General features: G+C 61.2%; 17 protein-coding genes. 9 read left to right on the forward strand and 8 right to left on the reverse strand.

From position 1 onward, the window contains the following. From KW840_RS16950 to KW840_RS16960, 3 genes are all read left to right on the forward strand, one after another. Positions 1 to 2,472 (forward strand): ABC transporter permease, encoded by a 2,472-nt coding sequence (locus KW840_RS16950; protein WP_218496426.1) that lies wholly within the window; start codon positions 1 to 3, stop codon positions 2,470 to 2,472. After that, entirely contained in the window at positions 2,462 to 3,535 is a 1,074-nt protein-coding gene (locus tag KW840_RS16955; protein WP_218496428.1) for a lipocalin-like domain-containing protein, read from the forward strand. Before KW840_RS16950 ends, KW840_RS16955 begins: the two co-directional genes overlap by 11 nt. Positions 3,536 to 3,667: 132 nt before the next feature. Continuing rightward, positions 3,668 to 4,246, forward strand: a complete 579-nt coding sequence (locus KW840_RS16960) for a hypothetical protein (RefSeq protein WP_154862343.1) — start codon at positions 3,668 to 3,670, stop codon at positions 4,244 to 4,246. A gap of 361 nt (positions 4,247 to 4,607) precedes the next feature. Here the strand turns inward: KW840_RS16960 and KW840_RS16965 are convergent, their stop codons facing one another. The 3 genes from KW840_RS16965 to KW840_RS16975 form a co-directional block, all read right to left on the reverse strand. Continuing rightward, complete coding sequence (locus KW840_RS16965; protein ID WP_218496430.1) at positions 4,608 to 6,002, reverse strand: VOC family protein; 1,395 nt, start codon at positions 6,000 to 6,002, stop codon at positions 4,608 to 4,610. A gap of 375 nt (positions 6,003 to 6,377) precedes the next feature. Further along, a complete protein-coding gene (locus tag KW840_RS16970) occupies positions 6,378 to 7,334 on the reverse strand; it encodes an alpha/beta fold hydrolase (protein WP_090456361.1) in 957 nt (318 codons plus the stop codon). Between the two features lie 22 nt (positions 7,335 to 7,356). Continuing rightward, positions 7,357 to 8,811: an NAD(P)/FAD-dependent oxidoreductase gene (locus tag KW840_RS16975; protein WP_218496431.1), complete on the reverse strand. Its 1,455-nt coding sequence runs from the start codon at positions 8,809 to 8,811 to the stop codon at positions 7,357 to 7,359. A 198-nt stretch (positions 8,812 to 9,009) separates the two neighbouring features. Here KW840_RS16975 and KW840_RS16980 point away from each other — a divergent pair, with 198 nt between their 5' ends. After that, positions 9,010 to 10,083, forward strand: a complete 1,074-nt coding sequence (locus KW840_RS16980) for a diguanylate cyclase (protein ID WP_218496433.1) — start codon at positions 9,010 to 9,012, stop codon at positions 10,081 to 10,083. 864 nt (positions 10,084 to 10,947) lie between these two features. On the opposite strand, the gene KW840_RS16985 is transcribed toward KW840_RS16980, so the two are convergent. From KW840_RS16985 to KW840_RS16995, 3 genes are all read right to left on the reverse strand, one after another. Then, a complete protein-coding gene (locus KW840_RS16985; protein WP_046043248.1) occupies positions 10,948 to 11,817 on the reverse strand; it encodes an oxaloacetate decarboxylase in 870 nt (289 codons plus the stop codon). A gap of 142 nt (positions 11,818 to 11,959) precedes the next feature. Continuing rightward, entirely contained in the window at positions 11,960 to 12,994 is a 1,035-nt protein-coding gene (gene astA, locus KW840_RS16990) for an arginine N-succinyltransferase (protein ID WP_090456355.1), read from the reverse strand. A 49-nt stretch (positions 12,995 to 13,043) separates the two neighbouring features. Then, on the reverse strand, positions 13,044 to 14,060 hold the full coding sequence (locus KW840_RS16995) for an arginine N-succinyltransferase (protein WP_154908693.1): 1,017 nt from the start codon (positions 14,058 to 14,060) through the stop codon (positions 13,044 to 13,046). Positions 14,061 to 14,624: 564 nt separating this feature from the next. On the opposite strand from KW840_RS16995, the gene KW840_RS17000 reads away from it, so the two are divergent. Together KW840_RS17000 and cobF are read left to right on the forward strand one after the other, a co-directional pair. Then, positions 14,625 to 15,197 (forward strand): histidine phosphatase family protein, encoded by a 573-nt coding sequence (locus KW840_RS17000; RefSeq protein ID WP_218496434.1) that lies wholly within the window; start codon positions 14,625 to 14,627, stop codon positions 15,195 to 15,197. Beyond that, positions 15,197 to 15,952 (forward strand): precorrin-6A synthase (deacetylating), encoded by a 756-nt coding sequence (cobF, locus tag KW840_RS17005; RefSeq protein ID WP_154947560.1) that lies wholly within the window; start codon positions 15,197 to 15,199, stop codon positions 15,950 to 15,952. Before KW840_RS17000 ends, cobF begins: the two co-directional genes overlap by 1 nt. A 63-nt stretch (positions 15,953 to 16,015) precedes the next feature. On the opposite strand, the gene ftrA is transcribed toward cobF, so the two are convergent. Then, a complete protein-coding gene (ftrA, locus tag KW840_RS17010) occupies positions 16,016 to 17,044 on the reverse strand; it encodes a transcriptional regulator FtrA (protein WP_218496435.1) in 1,029 nt (342 codons plus the stop codon). 101 nt (positions 17,045 to 17,145) lie between these two features. Between ftrA and KW840_RS17015 the strand changes: the two genes are divergently transcribed. After that, entirely contained in the window at positions 17,146 to 17,580 is a 435-nt protein-coding gene (locus KW840_RS17015) for a rhodanese-like domain-containing protein (protein ID WP_154908689.1), read from the forward strand. A 144-nt stretch (positions 17,581 to 17,724) separates the two neighbouring features. Here KW840_RS17015 and KW840_RS17020 read toward each other — a convergent pair whose 3' ends face one another. Then, complete coding sequence (locus KW840_RS17020; protein WP_218496436.1) at positions 17,725 to 18,366, reverse strand: type 1 glutamine amidotransferase; 642 nt, start codon at positions 18,364 to 18,366, stop codon at positions 17,725 to 17,727. Between the two features lie 330 nt (positions 18,367 to 18,696). Between KW840_RS17020 and KW840_RS17025 the strand changes: the two genes are divergently transcribed. After that, positions 18,697 to 19,476 (forward strand): ABC transporter substrate-binding protein, encoded by a 780-nt coding sequence (locus KW840_RS17025; RefSeq protein WP_090456345.1) that lies wholly within the window; start codon positions 18,697 to 18,699, stop codon positions 19,474 to 19,476. 192 nt (positions 19,477 to 19,668) lie between these two features. Further along, positions 19,669 to 20,781 (forward strand): succinylglutamate desuccinylase/aspartoacylase family protein, encoded by a 1,113-nt coding sequence (locus tag KW840_RS17030; protein ID WP_218496439.1) that lies wholly within the window; start codon positions 19,669 to 19,671, stop codon positions 20,779 to 20,781. The last annotated feature ends 145 nt before the right edge of the window (positions 20,782 to 20,926 follow it).

A 20,926-nucleotide genomic window follows, 5' to 3' on the forward strand; every position in this document is an offset into this window, starting at 1 on the left:
ATGCGCATCTTTGGCGAAACCCTGCGCGCACTGCTCAGCCACTGGCGGCAGCATCCGGTGCAGTTTTTCAGTGTGCTGACCGGGTTGTGGCTGGCCACCAGTCTGTTGACCGGCGTCCAGGCACTCAACAGCCAGGCCCGCGACAGCTATGCCCGCGCCAGTCAATTGATCGGTGGCGAACCTCAGGCCAGCCTCGGTGCGCCCAGTGGCGGCACGTTCCCCCAGCAATGGTTTATCGATCTGCGGCGCGCGGGGTGGCCGGTGTCACCGGTGCTGCAAGGCCGGGTCACGCTCAAGGGGCACGAAGAGCAGCGCTTGCAGTTGATGGGCATCGAGCCGGTGTCGCTGCCGGCGGGCGCAGCGGTGGCCGGGCAGGCGTTGGCGATTGAACAGGTGGTCGGCTTTTTCAGTCCGCCGGGCAGTACCTGGATATCGTCGCAGACCTTGCAGGCAATGGGTTTGCGCGAGGGTGACCGGCCACTGAACCTGGCGGGCGTGGCCCTGCCGCCGCTGCATGTGCAGGCCGATATGGCGCCCGGCGTGCTGCTGGTAGACATTGGTTTTGCCCAGCAGATTCTGGGGTTGCCGGAGCAACTGTCGCGGCTGCTGTTACCGAAGGATTTCACCGCGCCGTTGCCGGAGCCGTTCAAAGGCCTGTTGCAACTCAAGCGCGCCGGCGAAGAAAACAACCTGAGGCGCCTGACCGAAAGCTTTCACCTGAACCTCGATGCCCTGGGGGTGCTGTCGTTCGTGGTCGGCCTGTTTATCGTGCACGCCGCCATCGGGCTGGCGCTGGAGCAACGGCGAAGCTTGCTCCGAACCCTGCGTGCCTGCGGTGTGAGTGCGCGGATGCTGATGGCCTGTCTTGCCGTCGAATTGGGTGGATTGGCCCTGATCGGCGGTGTGGCCGGGGTGGTCAGCGGCTACCTGCTGGCCGGCGTGCTGTTACCCGATGTCGCCGCCAGCCTGCGTGGCTTGTATGGTGCCGAAGTGGCGGGGCAGTTGAGCCTTGGTCTGTCGTGGTGGTTCAGTGGTATCGGCTTGAGTCTGATCGGCGCGTTGCTGGCCGGGGCCAACAGCCTGCTGCGGGCGGCGCGTCTGCCATTGCTGGCGCTGGCCGATCCGCAGGCCTGGCATCAAGCCCATGCGCGCTGGTTGCGACGCCAGGGTTGGGTAGCGGCCATGGCCGGGGTGATCGCGTTGCTGGCGTTGATCTTCGGCGACAGCCTGATCAGTGGCTTCGTGTTGATGGCCGCGCTGTTGATCGGTGCCGCGCTGGCCTTGCCGGTGGTGCTCAGCGCGCTGCTCAGTCTCGTTTCGCAGCGCAGTCGCTCGGTGCTCGGCCAGTGGTTTGTTGCCGATTGCCGCCAGCAACTGCCGGCGTTGAGCCTGGCCTTGATGGCGCTGCTGTTGGCCATGGCGGCGAACATTGGTGCCGGCAGCATGACAGCAGGGTTTCGCCAGACCTTCAGCAATTGGCTCGAACAACGGTTGACGGCCGAGCTTTACCTCAATCCACAGAACCCGGCCCAGGCTCGGGACCTGCACAGCTGGCTCAACCAGCAGCCGCAACTGGTGGCCGTGCTGCCCAACTGGCAGGTTTCGATTCAATTGCAGGGCTGGCCGACGGACCTGTCCGGGATCATCGACCATCCGACCTATCGCCAGCACTGGCCACTGCTCGAAGCCTTGGGCGACAACCCTTGGGAGCGACTGGCCAAGGACGATGCGGTGATGCTCAGCGAACAACTGGCCCGGCGCCTGCGAGTGCAACTGGGCGATCACCTGACGCTGCCGACGCCCACCGGCCCGTGGTCGCCACGGATCGTCGGGATCTACGCCGACTATGGCAATCCCAAGGGCCACATCCTGGTGAACATCCGCCACCTGTTGCGCGGCTGGCCGCAACTGACTCCGAACCGCTTCAACCTGCGCATCGATCCGGCATCGATCCCGGCGTTCGTCACGGCATTGCAGGCACGATTTACCCTGGACGACAGCCGCATCGTCGATCAGGCGCGGCTCAAGGGCTGGTCCACGCAAGTCTTCGAGCGCACCTTCGCTGCCACCGCCGCACTCAACAGCCTGACGCTGTGCGTAGCGGGGGTGGCGCTGTTCATCAGCCTGTTGACCCAAAGCCAGAGCCGTCTCGGGCAACTGGCGCCATTGTGGGCGTTGGGTGTGACGCGTCGGCATTTGATGTTGCTCAACCTCGGGCAAACCTGGCTGCTGGCGATATTGACCCTGGTGCTGGCGTTGCCGCTGGGCATCGCCCTGGCGTGGTGCCTGGACGCGGTGATCAACGTGCAGGCCTTTGGCTGGCGACTGCCGTTGCGAGTGTTTCCATTGCAACTGTTGCAATTGATGGGGCTGGCGCTGGTGGCGACGTTACTGGCCTCGGCCTGGCCGTTGTACCGTTTGTACCGCACGCAACCGGCGGACCTGCTGCGGACGTTTGCCCATGAAGATTAAAGTCGGCGTGTTGCTCCTGGCGCTGCTGGCAAGCGGTTGCGATCAACCGGCACCGGTCGAGAAGGGCTTTGCCGGGTTGGGCAACCAGGCCGCTGCGTTCACCCCGGTGGTGCCCGGTCGGGTGTTCAGCTTCCCGGCGGATCACGGCCCGCACGACGGCTTTCGCATCGAGTGGTGGTACGTCACGGCCAACCTGAAGGACGATCAGGGGCATGAGTTTGGCGCGCAATGGACCTTGTTCCGCAGTGCCTTGAAAGCCGCCCCCGAGGTGCTGGGCTGGCAGAATCAGACGATCTGGCTCGGCCACGCGGCGGTGACATCGGCGACGGCGCATCACGCGGCCGAACGTTATGCCCGTGGCGGCGTCGGTCAAGCCGGTGTCAGCGTCGCGCCGTTCAACGCCTGGATCGACGACTGGCAATTGAGTAGCCAGGCGACTGCCGACGACCCGTTGGCCGACCTGCAGCTCAGTGCCAGCGACCGGCGTTTCAGCTACCGGCTGCGGTTGACTTCGACAGGTCCGCTGGTGCTTCAGGGGGACCGGGGCTTCAGCCAGAAATCCGAACAGGGTCAGGCCTCTTATTACTACAGCCAGCCGTTTTTCCAGGCCAGCGGGACCCTGGACATCGACGGCAAGACCTTTCGGGTCAGTGGCCCGGCCTGGCTCGACCGGGAATGGAGCAGCCAGCCCCTGACGAGCAACCAGACCGGTTGGGACTGGCTCTCCCTGCATCTGGACAGCGGCGAGCAGGTGATGCTTTATCGTATGCGGCAAAAGGACGGTGAGCCTTACCTCACCGGCACCTGGATCGACGCCCGGGGCCAGACACAATTGCTGCACGCCCGCGACATCAGCCTCTCGCCGCAAGACACCGCCCGGGTTGCCGGGCGTGAGATGCCCATTCGCTGGTCGATCAAAATCCCTGCCAGACACCTCGATATAACCATTGCCGCGCTCAATCCCCAGGCCTGGATGGACTTGCGCATTCCGTACTGGGAAGGCCCGGTGCGCCTCAGTGGCAGCCATGCAGGGCAGGGCTATCTGGAAATGACCGGGTACTAGGCGCTCGTGTCAGGAAAATCACCGCTGCGGCGCGACCACTCGCTGAACAGCGTCTATGCTCACTCGCACACATGGCGTTGAGCCCGGTTTCAACGCCGTCTGTTGCCATCTATCACAGGGAATGTTCTGCCTATGAAACGCCACGCACTGAGCAAAGCCATCACCCTCGCAACCTTGCTGTCTGTCGCCAGTTTTGGCGCGGTTGCCGCCGAACTCCCGTTGTCCGAAGTTGTGGTGGTTGACCAGGTCACCACCAAAGTCGTTTCGGTAGATACCGCGAACCATTCCGTGGTCCTTAAAGGCCCGCAGGGTAATGAGTTCCCTGTGCAGTTGACCGACAAGGCGAAAAACCTCGACAACCTCAAGGCTGGCGATACGGTGGAAATCAGGGTTACCAGCGCCGTTGCAGCCTTCCTCGACACCGATGTCGACAAAGGCCTGCCCGGCACCGCCGAAGCCACCGGCGAAATGCGCACAGCGCCAGGTAGCCCCAACCCCGGCGGCGAAGCGTACCGTCAGGTGAAAGTGCAGCTGAAAATCACCAGCATTGACCTGAAGAAAAACCAGGTGACCTTCGAAAACCCGGAAGGCAAGTCCAAGACCGTCGACGTCAAACGACCTGAAGTCCAGGCCAAACTCAAGGACTTGAAAGTCGGACAAAGCGTCAACGTGGTTTATACCGACATATTGACGGTGACCAGCAAGCACTAATATTGAGTATTGGCGTTATACGGGCCGATTGTTTTTGTGCAAGTTTTGTATAGAAATAATCAGCTCGTAATGGTCGAACTGGTGAGTTTGAGATGCCGTGTTGCATAGTATTTAAATCGACATCTTGTTAAACATTGTGTCGATAAATTTCATTTTTGCGTACGGACATATTAATCCGCTTCTACTAAAATACGTTCCGTTCGCCCAGTGTCAGGGCTCTTTACCAGTGCATGGATTGCCGAGGCCATTGCACTGGGCGAACACTTTATTTGCTGTATAGAACGTTTCGGATATAAAAAAACGGGCGACCTGTAGGTCGCCCGTTTTTATTGAGTTGTGACAAATCATTCAATCATGTTTTTTATTGACTTGACGCAACATCGGCCAACGCGGCGAAACACTGTTCGATCGAACGCCGCTGGCTCTCGGCGTACAGTTCCAGCTCATCGATCGTCGAACGCCCCAGGGCCTGTTCGAACGCTTGCTGGTTGGCATGGGCGCCGTAACGGGTTTGCGCCGCGTCCCCCAGGTTTGACTGAAAAATCCCCGCCGCGCTGACGGGCAGGAAGTCTTCGTACACCAGGGGTTCTACCCGCAGGTAACCGTCGCTGAGCAGGTCTTCCAGGGGCGCGTTTTTCAGGTCGCCCGCCGCCAGGCCCTTTTCCGTCACGAAGTAGCGGAAGTAAGCCAGGCCCTGTTGGCGCATGCCTTCCCAGGTGTCAGGGAACTCGCTGAAATGCTGCGCCATGAGGGCGTTATAGCGCGCAGCGTTGGCTTCGTTGGGGAAGTCCTTGAGTTCGTCCCGCGCGGCATTAAGCAAACGGTCGTAGAGTGCGCGGCCTTTGGGCGTGAGGGCGGCACCGCGTTGTTCGATCTCGCCGAACCGGGCACTGTGGCTGCCGCGAGCCTCGCTTTGATCGGTGAAGGCAATCGGCTCGTCCAGGGCCTTGAAACTGGTCTGGCGCAGCAGGATCGGGCACTGGCGGCGAGGCGGGCCTTCGATCACCGCTTTGGGGGTGATGCCATGGGCCGGCATCTGCGCCTGGACGATGTCGATGTCCAGGGTCCGTGGTGTCAGGTGGTTGATGTGCGGGCCCTTGAACGCCACCACGTCGGCGATCAGACGATGCTGGGCGCTGAGCTGTTGATAGTGTTCGGCGGTGACGGTGGCGCTGTGGTGCCAGCGAAACGTTTCCAGTGCCTGCTCGACGAAGTCCAGGGCTTGCTGCTCGGTCAGGCCACCCCGGGATTCGGCGAGTTCGATGAGCGTGAGGGCCGTGGGGGTGAAGATCGAACGCTGGTCGAGCATCGACTGGGCGAACGCTCGCAGCTCCAGGTCTTCGATCAATTCCAGGCGCAACAGCGACGTGAACACCCGGAACGGGCTGACCTGCAGCGACGCTTCATGCACCGCGCGAAACGCCGTGGAATGCACTGGCACACCGGCCGGTGTCAGGTCGTAGTAACCCACCGGTTGCATGCCCATCACCGCGAACAGGCGGGCGAGGGTCGCCAGTTCATCGGCCGTACCGACACGGATCGCCCCATGCCGTTCCAGGTCCAGGCGTTCGATTTCGCCGGTGCTGGTGAGCTGCCGCAGGATTTGCGCATCGTTGTCCAGCACGTGACGGTTAGTCTGTTCCACCAGTTCCATCAACGCGCCGTACAACGGCACTTCCTCGCGGTACATGTCGGACATCGCTTTGGAGAAGCGTTGGCGGATCAGGTCAGGGCTGACGAAGTTCGGGTGGTTCATGAACAGGATTCCTGGCGCGGTGACGTAAAGGATGGACGAAAGATCGCAGCCTTCAGCGACGCCGACAAACGAAGTTTCTGACGAACTTCATTCTGCTAAGGACTGCTAGGGGGCGTTCTCAATTAGTTTCCCTACCGCGCCGGGTCTGCTGTTGTGCAGGGCAAGGCGCGAGAAGCGCAGTTTGGTCATTCCAAATCAGCTTCGAGCAACACAGCCCTGCACAACAGCAGACCCGGCCCTTCGGGTTGTGCCTTAAAGCTGGCCATGCTGCGTTGCAGGCCTTGGAAAGGGAACAACCATTCCCCGCGGCCTACGCCTTGCCTGGCCAGCTTTAAGGCGACAACGCGGTGGGGAAACTAATTGAGAACGCCCCCCCTAATGCAGTCGTTGATCCTGTGGGCTCTCCGAGCGCAGCGATGCCAAAAACTCGCGATACAGGCGCGCCGAACCGTATGGCGCTTCCACCATGGGCATGTGCCCGATGGCGTCCCAGATATGCACGCGCAGGTCGGCAATGCCCTTGCTCCAGACCGCCACGCTGCTGACGTCGATCAGCCGGTCCTTGCGCCCCCACAGCAACAGCGCCGGGGCGGTGATGTCGGGCAGGTGCGGTTCCATCGGCGGGCTGGCACGGAATTCGCGGAAGATTTCCTCCAGCTCTTCGCGGGACTGTTCATAGCGCTGGGCGACGGCATCGAGCACCAGCTTCGGTACCCAGGGTGGCGAAGCCATGGTCATGGCGTAGAAACGCCGGAATTCTTCGCGCGAGTGAATCAGAAACGGGTTGTGGCCCTTGGCCAAATGCCGCTCAAGGTCACTGGGCTCGGGGGCGGTGACCCCGGCCGGGTCGACCAGGGCCACGGACACAATGCGTTCCGGGTAAGTGGCCGCGAGCCACGCCGCCATGTAGCCGCCCATGGAGTTGCCGATGACATGGACTTTCTCCACCCCGCAAACGTCCAGCAGCTGGATCATGCGTTTGGCCTGCAGCGGGATGTCGTAGCCGCCGCCCGCCTTGAAGCCGGTTTCGCCATGGCCGGCGATGTCCGGGATGATCACCCGATGGCTGCCGACAAAGTGCCGGGCGAAACGCAGCCAGAGGTTTTTGTCGGCGCTGAAGCCATGGAGCATCAGCACACTGCTGGTGGCCTCGTACGGCCCGCCTTGCCAGGTCGAGACGGTCATTTCGGGGATGGGCACGACGATCTTGTGCAGCCGGTACAACTTGGCCTCGGCCGCCATGCTCAAGTCATAGAGCCAGTAGCCGATGGCCGGGTAGGTCAGCCAGCTCCAGGCAACGAACACTGCGAGAACGACGAACAACAAAAGCATCACGCGTCTCCCTTCTATCTGCTCAGGACAAAATGTGATCGGCGGGTTTCAGCGCTCGGGTCAAGCGATGAAAGCTGAAGCTGAATCCCGGAAACATGGCAATCACATGACCGCTCTTGCTTTGATACCAACTGTGGCAACCACCGGATTTCCACACGGTACGTTCCATTTCCCGGTGGATCATTTCAGTGTAGGTACGTTCCGCTTCATGGCGAACTTCGATGCTGCGTAAACCTTGAGTCTTCAAGGTGCGAATGCAATCGAGGATGTAATTCATCTGGGATTCGATGATGAACAGCGCCGAGGTGTGGCCAATCCCGGTGTTCGGTCCGGTGACGATGAACAGGTTGGGAAAGTCGGGCAGGGCGGTGCCGAGGTAGGCCCGTGGGTACTGCGCCCAGACTTCCTTGAGACGGGTGCCTTTTTTGCCCGTTACCGGGTAGGAAATCACCCCGTCGGTGGCATCGTAGCCAGTGGACCAGACGATCAGGTCCAGGTCGATGTGCTGGCCGTCCAGTGTCACGATACCGGTCTCGTCGATGGACGCGATGCCTTGCTCGCGGCTGTGCAGCGTCACGTTGTCGCGCGCCAGTGCCGGGTACAGCGTGCTGGACAGAATCACCCGTTTGCAGCCGATGGTGTAGTCCGGCGTCAGTTGGCGCCGCAGTTCGGCATCCGGCACCTGGCGTTTGAGAAAACGCAGGGCCTGGCGCTGGACCATGTGCACCGCCGGTTTCGAATACTTGAAGGCAATCACCCGGGTTTCGAATTGCCAGTAGATCCCCCAGCGCAGCAGCTTGTAGGCCGGCTTGCACCCCAGCAGCCAGCGCTGGAAACGGCCAAAGCTGCGGTCAGCCCGGGGCAGGACCCAGTGGGGCGTGCGCTGGAATACATGCAAGTGCCCGACGTCCGGGGCGATGGCCGGAATGACCTGGGCCGCACTGGCGCCGCTGCCGACGATGGCCACGCGTTTTTGCCGGTAGTCGTAGTGATGATCCCAGTTGTTGGTGTGAAACGCTTTACCTTGAAAACGCTCCTGTCCGTCGAAGCGCGGAACAACCGGTTGACTCAGCGGCCCGGTCGCGTTGATCAGGAACTGCGCGCAAAACGTGCCTTTGCCGGCGGTGTACACCGTCCAGCGTTTGTGGGTGTCGTCCCATTCGACGCGCTCGACATTGGCACCCAGTTCCACTTTGTCCCGCAGGCCGAAGTGCTCCACCACGTGGCGGGTGTAGCGGTGCAGTTCGGCCTGTTCGGCGAACATTTGCGTCCAGCGATACGGAGCAAAAGACAGGGAGTACAGCGGCGAGGGCACGTCGACTGCCGCGCCGGGGTAGGTGTTCTGGCACCAGGTGCCGCCGAAGAAATCACGTCGCTCCAGCAGGCGAAAATCATCGATGTCGGCCTTGAGCAAATTGATTGCTGCACATTGGCCGCCAAACCCGCTGCCGATGATCAATACTTGAAAGGTCTGCATGGGCCTCCTCTTATGGTCATTGATCAACCCCTTCTTTCATGTATAGCCGTTAATGGGGGGAGGCTTTTGCTTTTATGTGAGCCTGATGTCGCGATTTTCAGCCCGTTAGTCGGTGATGGCTATTTAATGCCACCCTGATAGACTCCAGCGCATAGGCACAGGCTGTAATCGCATTCCGTGGAGTGGCAAAGAGGTCCTATGGCAAAAGCGGGAGGAAAGGGATCTTCATTGGCCAGGAGGCTCTATACATCGCGGATCCTGGGGTTGGCCCTGGGGCTGGTGTGTGTGAGCGCGGCAATGTATCCACTCGATCCTGCACCTTGGGTCTGGGGCTTCATGTGGTTCAATGGCCTGGTCTGGCCGCACCTGGCTTACCAATGGGCGCGCCGGGCCAAGACGCCCTATCATGCCGAACACCGCAATCTGCTGATCGATGCCTTTCTCGGCGGCTTCTGGATTGCCGCGATGCAATTCAATCCACTGCCCAGCGCGACCACCATTTCCATGATGGCCATGAACAACGTGGCCATAGGCGGCTCGCGCTTTCTACTGGCCGGGACAGCCTCGCAAATCCTGGGCGTGGGCGTTGGCCTGCTGATTTTCGCCCCGGCGTTCATTCCTGCCACCAGCGCGGTACAGCTCTATGCCTGTTTGCCGTTGCTGTGCCTGTATCCGCTGGCGCTGGGCTGGATCTGCTTCCGCCAGGCCCATACTCTGGGCTGTCAGAAGCGTGAACTGCTGGCACTGAGCCGCACCGACAGCTTGACAGGCCTGCTGAACCATGGCACCTGGAAGGACCAACTGGAGATCGAGTTCCAGCGTTGCAACAGCCAGCAAAAAGGCGGAGCGATCGCCCTGATCGACATCGACCATTTCAAAGCCATCAACGACACCTACGGCCATGTTGCCGGCGACATCGTCTTGCGTCAGTTGAGCAAAATGCTCAAGCAGAACCTGCGAGCGACCGATGTGGCAGGGCGCTACGGCGGCGACGAGTTCTGCGTGATCCTTCCGGACCTGCCCCTGAACCGCGCCGCCGCCATCATGGATGCCCTGCGCGCTCGCTTCGCCATCTTGGGCTACGAGCAGAACCCGGCGCTGAAAGTCAGCCTGAGCATTGGCCTGGCGTCATTCAACCCGGCCCATGCCGACGCGATGCTTTGGCTCAATGATGCCGATCATGCGTTGTACGAAGCCAAGACCACCGGGCGTAATCGGGTGATCTGCTGCGGTAACGGGAAACCCCATCGCGAACTGCTCGACTCGGTGTGACCCTTCACCGCAAAACCTGTGGGAGCGAGCTTGCTCGCGATGGCGGCGTGTCAGGCGGCAGGGATGCTGGCTGTGATGGCCTCATCGCGAGCAAGCTCGCTCCCACGGGGATTCCGGGTGAATACAAGATTTGTGTTCAACAGAAATCCACTGTGGGAGCGAGCTTGCTCGCGATGGCGGCGTGTCAGGCGGCAGGGATGTTGGCTTTGACGGCCTCATCGCGAGCAAGCTCGCTCCCACGGGGTTCCGGGTGAATACAAGATTTGTGTTCAACAAAATTTAGCTGTGGGAGCGAGCCTGCTCGTGATGGCGGCGTGTCAGGCGGCAGGGATGTTGGCTGTGATGGCTTTATCGCGAGCAGGCTCGCTCCCACGGGGACTCCGGGTGAATACAAGATTTGTGTTCAACAGAAATCCACTGTGGGAGCGAGCCTGCTCGCGATGGCGGCGGGTCAGACGGCAGGGATGCTGGCTGTGACGGCCTCATCGCGAGCAAGCTCGCTCCCACGGGGATTCCGGGTGAATACAAGATTTGTGTTCAACAGAAATCCACTGTGGAGCGAGCCTGCTCGCGATGGCGGCGTGTCAGGCGGCAGGGATGCTGGCTGTGATGGCCTCATCGCGAGCAAGCTCGCTCCCACGGGGATTCCGGGTGAATACAAGATTTGTGTTCAACAGAAATCCACTGTGGGAGCGAGCTTGCTCGCGATGGCGGCGTGTCAGGCGGCAGGGATGTTGGCTTTGACGGCCTCATCGCGAGCAAGCTCGCTCCCACGGGGTTCCGGGTGAATACAAGATTTGTGTTCAACAAAGATCAACTGTGGGAGCGAGCTTGCTCGCGATGGCGGCGGGTCGGTTTAAACCGTCATTCCTTCACGCTCATGAACTCCTCCGCGAAGCGGATGTATTCCTCGGGTTGCGTATAGGTGTGCGTCAGTTCGGTGGCGCTCAGGTCCGACGTCTGGGTGAGGATCTGGCGTTGTTCGCGCAGGCTGTCGTAGGTCGCCTTGATCGCGGCGAAGTACGCGCCATGGCCGTCGATGGTCACGCGCACACCCAGTTCGGCCAGGCGTTTGTCATCGCGCAGCAGCGGGTTGCCATAGGTCACCAGCATCAGCGGCACGCTCAGGTGCTCGGCGATCTGCTCCAGATGGTCGAAGTCCTTGATGCCTACCATGCAGATCCCGTCGGCGCCGGCGCTCTGGTATTGCCGGGTGCGGCTGATGATTTCCTGCACCGGCAGAATCCCGGCATGGGTGCGGGCGATGATTGCCATTTCCGAATCGCAGCGGGCTTCGAGCGCCGCACGGATCTTGCCGACGCCTTCGGCGACCGTGATCAGGTCGGTGGATTTACGGCCGAACTGCGCGGGCAGCAGGGTGTCTTCGATGGTCAGCGCAGCCACGCCCGCACGTTCGAGTTCGACGATGGTGCGCATGACGTTGAGCGCGTTGCCGTAGCCGTGGTCGGCGTCGGCAATCACCGGCAACTGGGCGACACGGCCGATGCGAGTGGCCTGTTCAGCGAATTCGCTGAGGGTGATCAGGGCAAAGTCAGGGGCGCCCAGCACTTGCAGCGATGCGACCGAACCCCCGAGGATCCCGACTTCGAAGCCCAGGTCGGCGGCGATGCGGGCCGACATCGGGTCGAAAACCGAGGCCGTGTGGTAGCAGGTGTTGGAGGCGAACAGTTGGCGAAAATTGCGGCGCAAATCTTGATGGGAAAGCCTGGACATATGAGTTCCACCAATGGAATGGAAGGGCTTGAGCAAAAGTGTCAACGCCGAAGAAATAAAAGGCTATCACGCGCGCAAGGGGAGAATGATGACGAATTTGCTGGGTCAGGCCGATTGACATCGCCGCGATGGAACTGATAGGTCACGCCGCCACGGCCTGTTGCCGCTGGTCAAGCAGCGGCACGGCGCGCACCGAGTCTCCGGGTTGCAGTTGCAAGCGCTTGGCGGTCAGGCGATCAACCACCAGGCTGTTGCCCACCTGTCGGGCCGGGGCGCAGGTAATGCGACAGTTTTCCCGGCGGCGGTTGTGAATCAGCCAGAGGGGCGCTTTATCGTCCGGCGAGCCGATGGCCAGTGACAGCGGTCGGCTGTCGCGCACGGTGCGGATCCCGGAAACCGGGGCTTCGATGACCGGCCCGCCGTCGAAGATATCGATGTAACCCTGGTGGGCAAAGCCTTCGGCGCTGAGGATTTTCAGGGCCGGCTCGGTATTGGGGTGGGCCTTGCCGATCACCGCCTGGGCCTGTTCGGTGAGCAGGCAGGTGTACAGCGGCTGGCGCGGCATCAGTTCGGCGATGAACGATTTGTTGCCCAGCCCGGACAAGTGATCGGCGTGGCTGAAATCCATCTTGAAAAAGTGCCGGCCGAGGCTGTCCCAGAACGGCGAGCCGCCTCGTTCGTCGGCACTGCCGCGTAATTCGGCGATGAGCCGGTTGCCGAACAGCTGGGTAAACTCGGCCACGAACAACAAACGCCCGAGGGAAAGCAAACGGCCGTTGCTGCCCTGGCGCTGATCGGGGCGCAGGTACAACGAGCAGACTTCCGATTGCCCGGTCAATTCATTGCTCAGGAACAGGGTCTGGATCTGGCGCTGGATACCCAGGTCCGCGGAAGCGCTGACCGTCAGTCCGACCCGGTAGTTGTACCAGGGCTCGCGCAGACCGACGCCCCCCGTCAGGGCGCTGACGCCCACCACTTGCTGCTCGTCATCCTCGAGCACGAACAGGTAATCGGCATCGGCCCGGTCGACCTGTCCGGCGAAGGTGCGCTGGGCCCAGCGAATCCGGTAGGCCAGGCGTTCTTCATCGGCCGGCAGGCTGGTAAGCCCCGGAATGGCCTGCCGCACCAGCGTGAACAAGGCGGGCAGGTCGGTGATCTGGACCGGACGGACAATCATGGGGCGGTTCCTTGTGCGCGGGTGCTCGGGCGTTGAATCTGGCGGGTGTTCACAGGGCTACCAGCCTGACGGGGCTGCCCTCGGTCACCTTCAGCGCCGTGCACATGGCTGCGTCAAGGGTCACGGGTTGTCCGGGGATGTAATCAAGATCGGCGACGATGGCTCGGTAATCCTTCAAGGACTCGTTGCTCACCAGAAAGCTGCCGCGGGTGTCGATCACCGGGCCAGGCTGCGTTATGCCGCACTGGCTGTGGGCGATGGAGCGAATACCCGAGGTACGCGCATAGAGCGTCGGGCCTCCATCGAACAGATCGATGTAACTGTTGGTTTCGAAGCCTTCCCGTTCGAGGATATCGAAGGCTTCCTGGCCATCGGGGTGGATGCTGCCGATGCAGTCCTGTGCCGCCTGGGGCAGCATGGGCACGTAGATCGGATACTGCGGCATCAGCTCGGCGAGAAAGGTGCGGCTCTGCAGACCGCAAAGCCGTTCGGCCTCGACGTAGGGCAAGTCGAAGAAATGCTTGCCCACGGCGTCCCAAAATGGCGAGTGGCCTTCATCACTGCTGTAGCCGACGATCTCGGTGATCACCGTTTCGGAAAAACGCCGGGCGTGAGCGGCGATGAACAACAGGCGCGCCCGCGACAGCAGTTCGGAATGCGCGCTGCGCACTCGCGCGGCATCGATATGGAAGCCCCGCAGCAAGGTGTGACCACTGAGGTCGTGACACAACGACAGGGCCGGTACACCGTGCTCGATGTTCAGTTCCCGCGAGGCACTGGTGAAGTGCCGGTTGCGCAGGCTGTAGAACGGCTCGTTGTAACCCGCCGTGGCGAGGATTTCCGAGCAGCCGGCCAGGTGCCGTGTCGTCAGGTCTTCGAGTACAAAGAAATAGTTTTCCGGGCCATGAGCCTGCACGTCCTTTTCGAACGAGGCACAGGAATCGAGGATTTTTCCGCGCAACCGTTCGCTATCGTCGGGCAGGGACGTGACGCCCACGAGGCTTTCACGGGCCAGCCTCTGCAACTGGGGCAGGTCGGCCAACTCGACTGGACGCAAGACCAGCATGGAGACACTCCTGTATCAAACGATTCGGCGGCTTGAGCCGAACCTGACTATCACTGTCGGTTTTTCCACACATTAAATCGGTGGTCATCTGAACGTTGTCAGGCGCCACGCTTTTTCTTATCGGATGTTTCTTGGGATGGACCGCATTAAACGAGGAGCAGGCGGTTCGGTCGGAGGTGGTGCCTGGCCAGGCGCGTTGATCGGGTGTTCGAGTAAAGGCATCCGGGCTCCTGCTGGATGAGTGTGGCACGTGTTTTAACAATCCGTTGAAAGGAGTATTTAATCATCGCGTACTGCCTGTCTAGTGAATTTTCGCGTGGTCTGCTCGTGCCCGAAAAAGATGCGAAGTGCCTGTACTACGGGGCTACGCCGATGTCGTAAAGTCTTGTAGGCGATTGCCTGCATTGCGGTCAGCCATGACAGAAAGTCTTGCAGGAAATGACTGAAGGAATCCGTTTCAAACAGGAAAATTAAACACCACCCGGGCCTGCTTTCTTGCGGCACAATTGCGCGATGGCGGTCACCTGACGCCGTCGTTCCTTTCCATCCCTGGAGTGATTGCTGGTGCAGGCAACCCGTTTAACCCTGATTTGCCACGCTCGAACCGTCGCACAGAAATTGGCGCGCTTTCCTCTGGACGAGCCTCTGGAGATGGATTGGCAAGCGCTCAGGCTTTCCCGTCGCAATCAGTTCAAGGGCGCTCCACGCCTTGTCTGTGGTCCGGAGTTGCGCACCCGGCAAACCGCTGGACTGTTTGGCAGTGCGCCGCAGATTGTCGACGCCTTGAAGGACTGCGATTTCGGGCGTTGGGGGGGTGAGCGCATCGGCGATCTGCAAAAAACCGAAGCCCAGACGCTCCAGCATTGGCTGGACGACCCGGCTTCGGCCCCCCACGGTGGTGAGTCGCTGGTGCAACTGGGCGAGCGGGTGGGCGCCTGGCTGACAACCTTGCAATCGACGCCAGGGCACATCGTTGCCGTTACTCATCCCTTTGTCATCCGCGCCGCGCTGACGCAAGTGTTGCAGGGGGGCGCGTCCAACCTGATCGACGTCGAGCCCCTGTCGACCATCGAGTTGAGGTTCCATGACCGCTGGCGGCTGCGCTTTCCGGGCATCGATCCCGAGGAGCTGTTGTGATGAAAAAACTCCTGGTCATCGGGATCGGTGCCGGCAACCCCGACTACATCACGATGCAGGCCGTGAAGGCGCTGAATCAGGTCGATGTTTTTTTTCTCATGGACAAGGGCCAGAGCAAAGACAAACTCATCGATCTGCGCCGCGAAATCTGCGAGCGTTACATCACCGGCCACGACTACCGTTTTGTCGAAGCCCACAGCCCCGAGCGTGAGCGCGGTGAGGTGGACTACAAGACCAGTGTCGACGACTTGAACCTGGCCAAACAACAGACCTTCGAACGGCTGATCAATGAAGAACTGTCCGACAGCCAGTGTGGTGGTTTTCTGGTGTGGGGCGACCCTGCGCTGTACGACAGCACCATCCGTATCCTTCAGGCGATCCAGGCCTCGGGCGCCTGTGGGTTCGAGTTCGAGGTGATTCCCGGGATTACCAGCGTCCAGGCATTGGCGGCACAACACAAGGTGCCGCTCAACCAGATTGGCCGCTCCGTTGAAATCACCACCGGCCGACGCCTGGCGGCAGGGCAGGTGAGCGATGCCGACAGCCTGGTGGTGATGCTCGATGCCCAGGATGCTTTCCATCAGGTGGTGGATCAGGACACCGAGATTTACTGGGGGGCCTATCTGGGGACGCCGGATGAAATCCTGATCAGCGGCAAGCTCAAGGATGTCGCGGATGAAATCGAACGGGTGCGCAAGGCGGCGCGGTTGGCCAATGGCTGGATCATGGATACCTATCTGCTGCGAAAGCCTTGATCAGTCGTTGACCGGGCTGACGCCTTCGCGAGCAAGCCCGCTCCCACAGTGGATCTTCAGTGTTCACACCATCGGTGTGGGAGCGAGCCTGCTCGCGATTGGGCCTTGAAGGTCAACCGAAGGTAAAGTGTTACCCCCACGCCCAAACCGCTCCCGATACACCGAAGGTGGCACGCCAACCACCGTTCGAAACGCCACCCGGAAACTTTCCACCGAGCGATAACCACAGCGTTCGGCAATCTGCTCGGTGTTCTGGTCGCTGCTTTCCAGCAGTTCACGGGCGCGGCCCAGACGTTCGTGCTGCAACCAGGTTTTCGGTGACTGGCCGCTGGCTTCGGTGAAGCGGCGCAGGAAGGTGCGTTCGCTCATGGCGGCTTCGCTGGCCAGGTCGCGCACCTCCAGCGGCTCGTGCAAACGCTCACGTGCCCACTGCATGACGCGGGAAAGATCGCTGCGCGGTGCAGGACTGACCGGCGTCGGAATGAATTGCGCCTGACCACCGCTGCGTTGCGGCGACATGACCAGGCGCCGCGCCACGGAGTTGGCCACCTGGGTGCCGAAATCCCGCGCCACCAGGTGCAGGCAGGCATCGATGCCTGCTGCGCTGCCGGCGGAGGTGATCAATTGGCCGGAATCGACATACAGCACGTCCGGGTCCACGAGGATGCCGGGAAACCGCTCGGCCAGTTCCGAGGTATAGCGCCAGTGCGTGGTCGCACCGTGCCCGTCGAGCAACCCGGTGGCGGCGAGGACGAAAACACCGGAGCAGATCGACAGCAACCGCGCCCCCCGGGCATGGGCCTGGCGCAAAGCAGCGATCAGTTCTGCTGGCACCGTGGCGCTGCGGTCGCGCCAACCGGGGATGATGATGGTGCGGGCATCGGCGAGCAACTCCATGCCGCCATCGGCCAGTACCTGGATGCCGCCCATGGCCCGCATCGGACCTTGATCGACCGCGACGATACGATGCTCGTACCACGGAAAATCGAATTCAGGTCGTGGCAGGCCGAAGATCTCCACGGCAATGCCGAACTCGAACGTGCACAGGCCGTCGTAGGCCAGAATCGCGACCAATCCTGGGGCGGGTTGCATTTGGCGGAAAATTCCCGGTGAGTGTCTTGTACGCCACTGTAGCCGCAAGTCGCTGGCGGATAAAGTCTTTCCACACCCACCACCTCTTTGGAGTACAGCCCATGACCAGCCTGGTTCGCGAAATTCCCGCCGCCCCATCGGCCATCGCCCTGATGCATTTCAGTAACCGTCTGACGTTCGAAACCGATTGTTCAGACGTCTACGGCAGCCAGCAGGCAGGCGAAGTCGATTTCATTCTGGTGGATGTTCGGGGGCCGCTGGCGTTCGAGCGCGGGCATGTACCGGGAGCGATCAACATTCCCGGGCGCTTGCTGAGCGCCGAAGGTTTGGCGGGTTATCCGAAAAACAGCCTGTTTGTGGTCTATTGCGCCGGGCCTCACTGCAACGGCGCCAACAAGGCGGCGGTGAAACTGGCGGCCCTGGGTTATCCGGTCAAGGAGATGATCGGCGGAGTGACAGGGTGGCTCGATGAAGGGTTTGAGTTGAGTGTCGGGGTGCAGCGGCCGGTGAATGCTGTGATCGGTTGTGAATGCTGATATCCAGACACCATTGATCATTGTGGCGAGGGGGCTTGCCCCCGTTGGAGTGCGAAGCGCTCCCGACATTCTCGACTATTTCAGAGATTCTGGGGTTGCTGCGCAACCCGACGGGGGCAAGCCCCCTCGCCACAGGTATGTATTTCAGCGAAAGGAAGCGGCCGCCCACCACTCATCCAGTGTCGCCTGCAACCACGCCAGCACATCGGCGTAGGCCGCATTGTCCTGCGGCCCTCGGGGCAACGGCGACTCATCGCCAAAATGCGCATTGAGCATGGTCACCGACTCGGCGTTCCACTCCGGATGAAACTGCAGACCCAGCCGCGCCGGCCCGGCTCGGTACATCTGCTGCACACAGTGCACGCTGCTGGCCAACAGCTGCGCGGCAGGCGGCAGGTCGATGGCGTCTTCGTGCCACTCCAGCACCTTCAGCGTTTTCCCATCGATAAAGGTCACGGTGGTCCATCCGGTTTCGGTCCGGTCCATCCGCCGTACATTCCCGCCCAGGCTCAGCGCCAGCAACTGTGCCCCCAGGCATATGGCGAACACGGCCGCGTCCTGATCCAGCGTGCCTCTGAGCCATTGCCGTTCGGCTTCCAGCCAGGCCGGGCCGGCATCGGATTCATAAGGCCCGCCCAACAGGATCACGGGTTCGGCGCTGACGGGCGGCAATTGGCCGAGGTCGGCGCGAAACACCTTCAGCGTCAGCCCTCGGGATTCGGCCCAGATGGCGATGGCGCCCGGACCTTCGGCGCAGTGGTGCTGGATCAGGTTCAACGTGGGCATCACGCTACTCTCGATGGGACGCAAGGGCGCTCAATGTGCCGCAAAACACCGGGCATCGCCAGTCGTCGCATTCTGTCGGATGGAGTCGGAAAACCTGTAGGTTTGCTCTGAAAACGCGGTATGTCTGACAGACTTTGCACCGTCATGGCGCGTTCACCTCGATGCCTCTCTCCGGGTGCCACTTTTCTATAAATATTTGTCGCCTTGGCGTAATTTACCCTCCTGTAGCCGCTCTAGACTGCCGGCCACTTCGGTTTCCGCTCACGAAGCGATGACCGAACGCTGCCAATCGAAGCTGCCAATAAAAGTCTCCGCACACAGGAGTTATAAATGAAGAAGCTAGTGATGTTCGGTGCCCTGGCACTGTCGATGTTGTCCCTGACCGCCGTGGCCGAAGACGCCAAGCCGATTCGCATCGGTATCGAAGCCGGCTACCCGCCATTCTCGATGAAAACCCCTGACGGCAAACTCACCGGTTTCGACGTGGATATCGGCGATGCGCTGTGCGAGCAGATGAAAGCCAAGTGCACCTGGGTCGAACAAGAGTTCGACGGCCTGATCCCAGCGCTGAAGGTCAAGAAAATCGACGCCATCCTGTCGTCCATGACCATCACTGACGACCGCAAGAAGAACGTCGATTTCACCATCAAGTACTACCACACCCCGGCGCGCTTCGTGATGAAGGAAGGCAGCGACGTCAAGGACCCGCTGACCGAACTCAAGGGCAAGAAAGTCGGTGTGCTGCGCGCCAGTACCCACGACCGCTTCGCCACTGAAGTGCTGCAGCCGGCGGGGATTGTCCTGGTGCGCTACGGCTCCCAGCAGGAAGCCAACCTGGACATGGTCTCCGGCCGCATTGACGCGCTGCTGGCCGACTCGGTCAACCTGGACGACGGTTTCCTGAAAACCGACGCCGGTAAAGGTTTTGCCTTCGTCGGCCCTGAGTACAACGATCCGAAATACTTCGGCGGCGGCGCAGGCATTGCCGTGCGCAAGGGCGATAAGGAACTGGCGGACAAGTTCAACACCGCCATCACCGAAATCCGCGCCAACGGCAAGTACAAGCAAGTGCAGGACAAGTACTTCAAGTTTGACGTTTACGGCGAGTAAGCGAGCCGTTCAAGAAAGTGGTAGCCGTTGACGCGGCTGCCACTTTTTTTGTGCAATTTTTTCAGCGAAGAAGATACCTGTGGGAGCGAGCTTGCTCGCGATAGCGGTGGGTCAGGCAAAATGGCTTCGACTGAATGAACGCCATCGCGAGCAAGCTCGCTCCCACAGGTTTCTCTGTTTTCAGGAGTTTATATGCAACGCATCGACCACAAACTGCCCTGGAGCCACCTGGGCAGCGAGCGTACCCTCAGCGTGTTTCGTTATGGTGCGGGCACGCGCAAGGTGTACATCCAGGCCAGCCTGCACGCCGACGAATTGCCGGGCATGCGCACGGCCTGGGAGTTGAAGAAGCGCCTGACCGAACTTGAACAACAGGGACAATTGAAGGGTGTGATCGAACTGGTGCCGGTGGCCAATCCCATTGGCCTCGACCAGCACTTGCAAGGCAGCCACATGGGGCGTTTCGAGCTCGGCAGCGGCAAGAATTTCAACCGCTCGTTCGTCGAACTCAGTGCGCCGGTGGCCGCGTTGATCGGTGATCGTCTCGGCAGCGATGCCCAGGCCAACATTGCGTTGATTCGCCAGACCATGGGCCAGGTCCTCGACAGCTTGCCGGCAGCGGCATCGCAGCTGGAAGCCATGCACCGCCTGTTGCTGCGCCATGCCTGTGACGCCGACATCACCCTCGACCTGCATTGCGATTTCGATGCGGCGATCCACATCTACGCGTTGCCGCAGCACTGGCCGCAGTGGCAATCCCTGGCGGCGCGTTTGCAGGCCGGTGTGGCGTTGTTGTGTGAAGACTCCGGCGGCAGCTCGTTCGATGAATCCTGTTCTTCGCCATGGTTGCGCCTGGCCAGGGCGTTCCCGGCGGCAGCGATTCCACCGGCCAACCTGGCGACCACCCTGGAACTGGGCAGCATGGGAGACACCCGCGTCAATCAGGCCCAAGCCAATTGCGAAGCCATTCTCGGGTTCCTCGCCGAGCAGGGATTCATCTCCGGCACCTGGCCGGCGGCACCGGCCGAATGCTGTGAAGGCATGCCATTCGAAGGCACCCAATACCTGTTCGCCCCGCATCACGGCGTGGTCAGCTTCCTGCGCGAGGCCGGGGAGTGGGTGGAGAAGGGCGATGCACTGTTCGAGGTGGTCGACCCGTTGAACGACAAGGTCACCACCGTGCAGGCCGGCACCAGCGGTGTGCTGTTCGCCATCGACCGTGGGCGCTACACCCAGCCAGGCAGCTGGCAGGCGAAGGTCGCCGGGCGCGAGCCGATTCGGGTGGGCAAGTTGATCAACGACTGACCGGGAGATTTTTGCTGTCTGTTCGGGCCTCTTCGCGAGCAAGCTCGCTCCCACAGGGTTTACGCGTTCCCTGTGGGAGCGGGCTTGCTCGCGAAGGCGGCATCGGCCACGCCTGAGATGTTCCTGTCTACTGCACAGTGTTAGG

Origin of the sequence: Pseudomonas sp. PDM30, assembly GCF_019218985.1 — a bacterium.
Lineage (GTDB): Bacteria > Pseudomonadota > Gammaproteobacteria > Pseudomonadales > Pseudomonadaceae > Aquipseudomonas > Aquipseudomonas jessenii.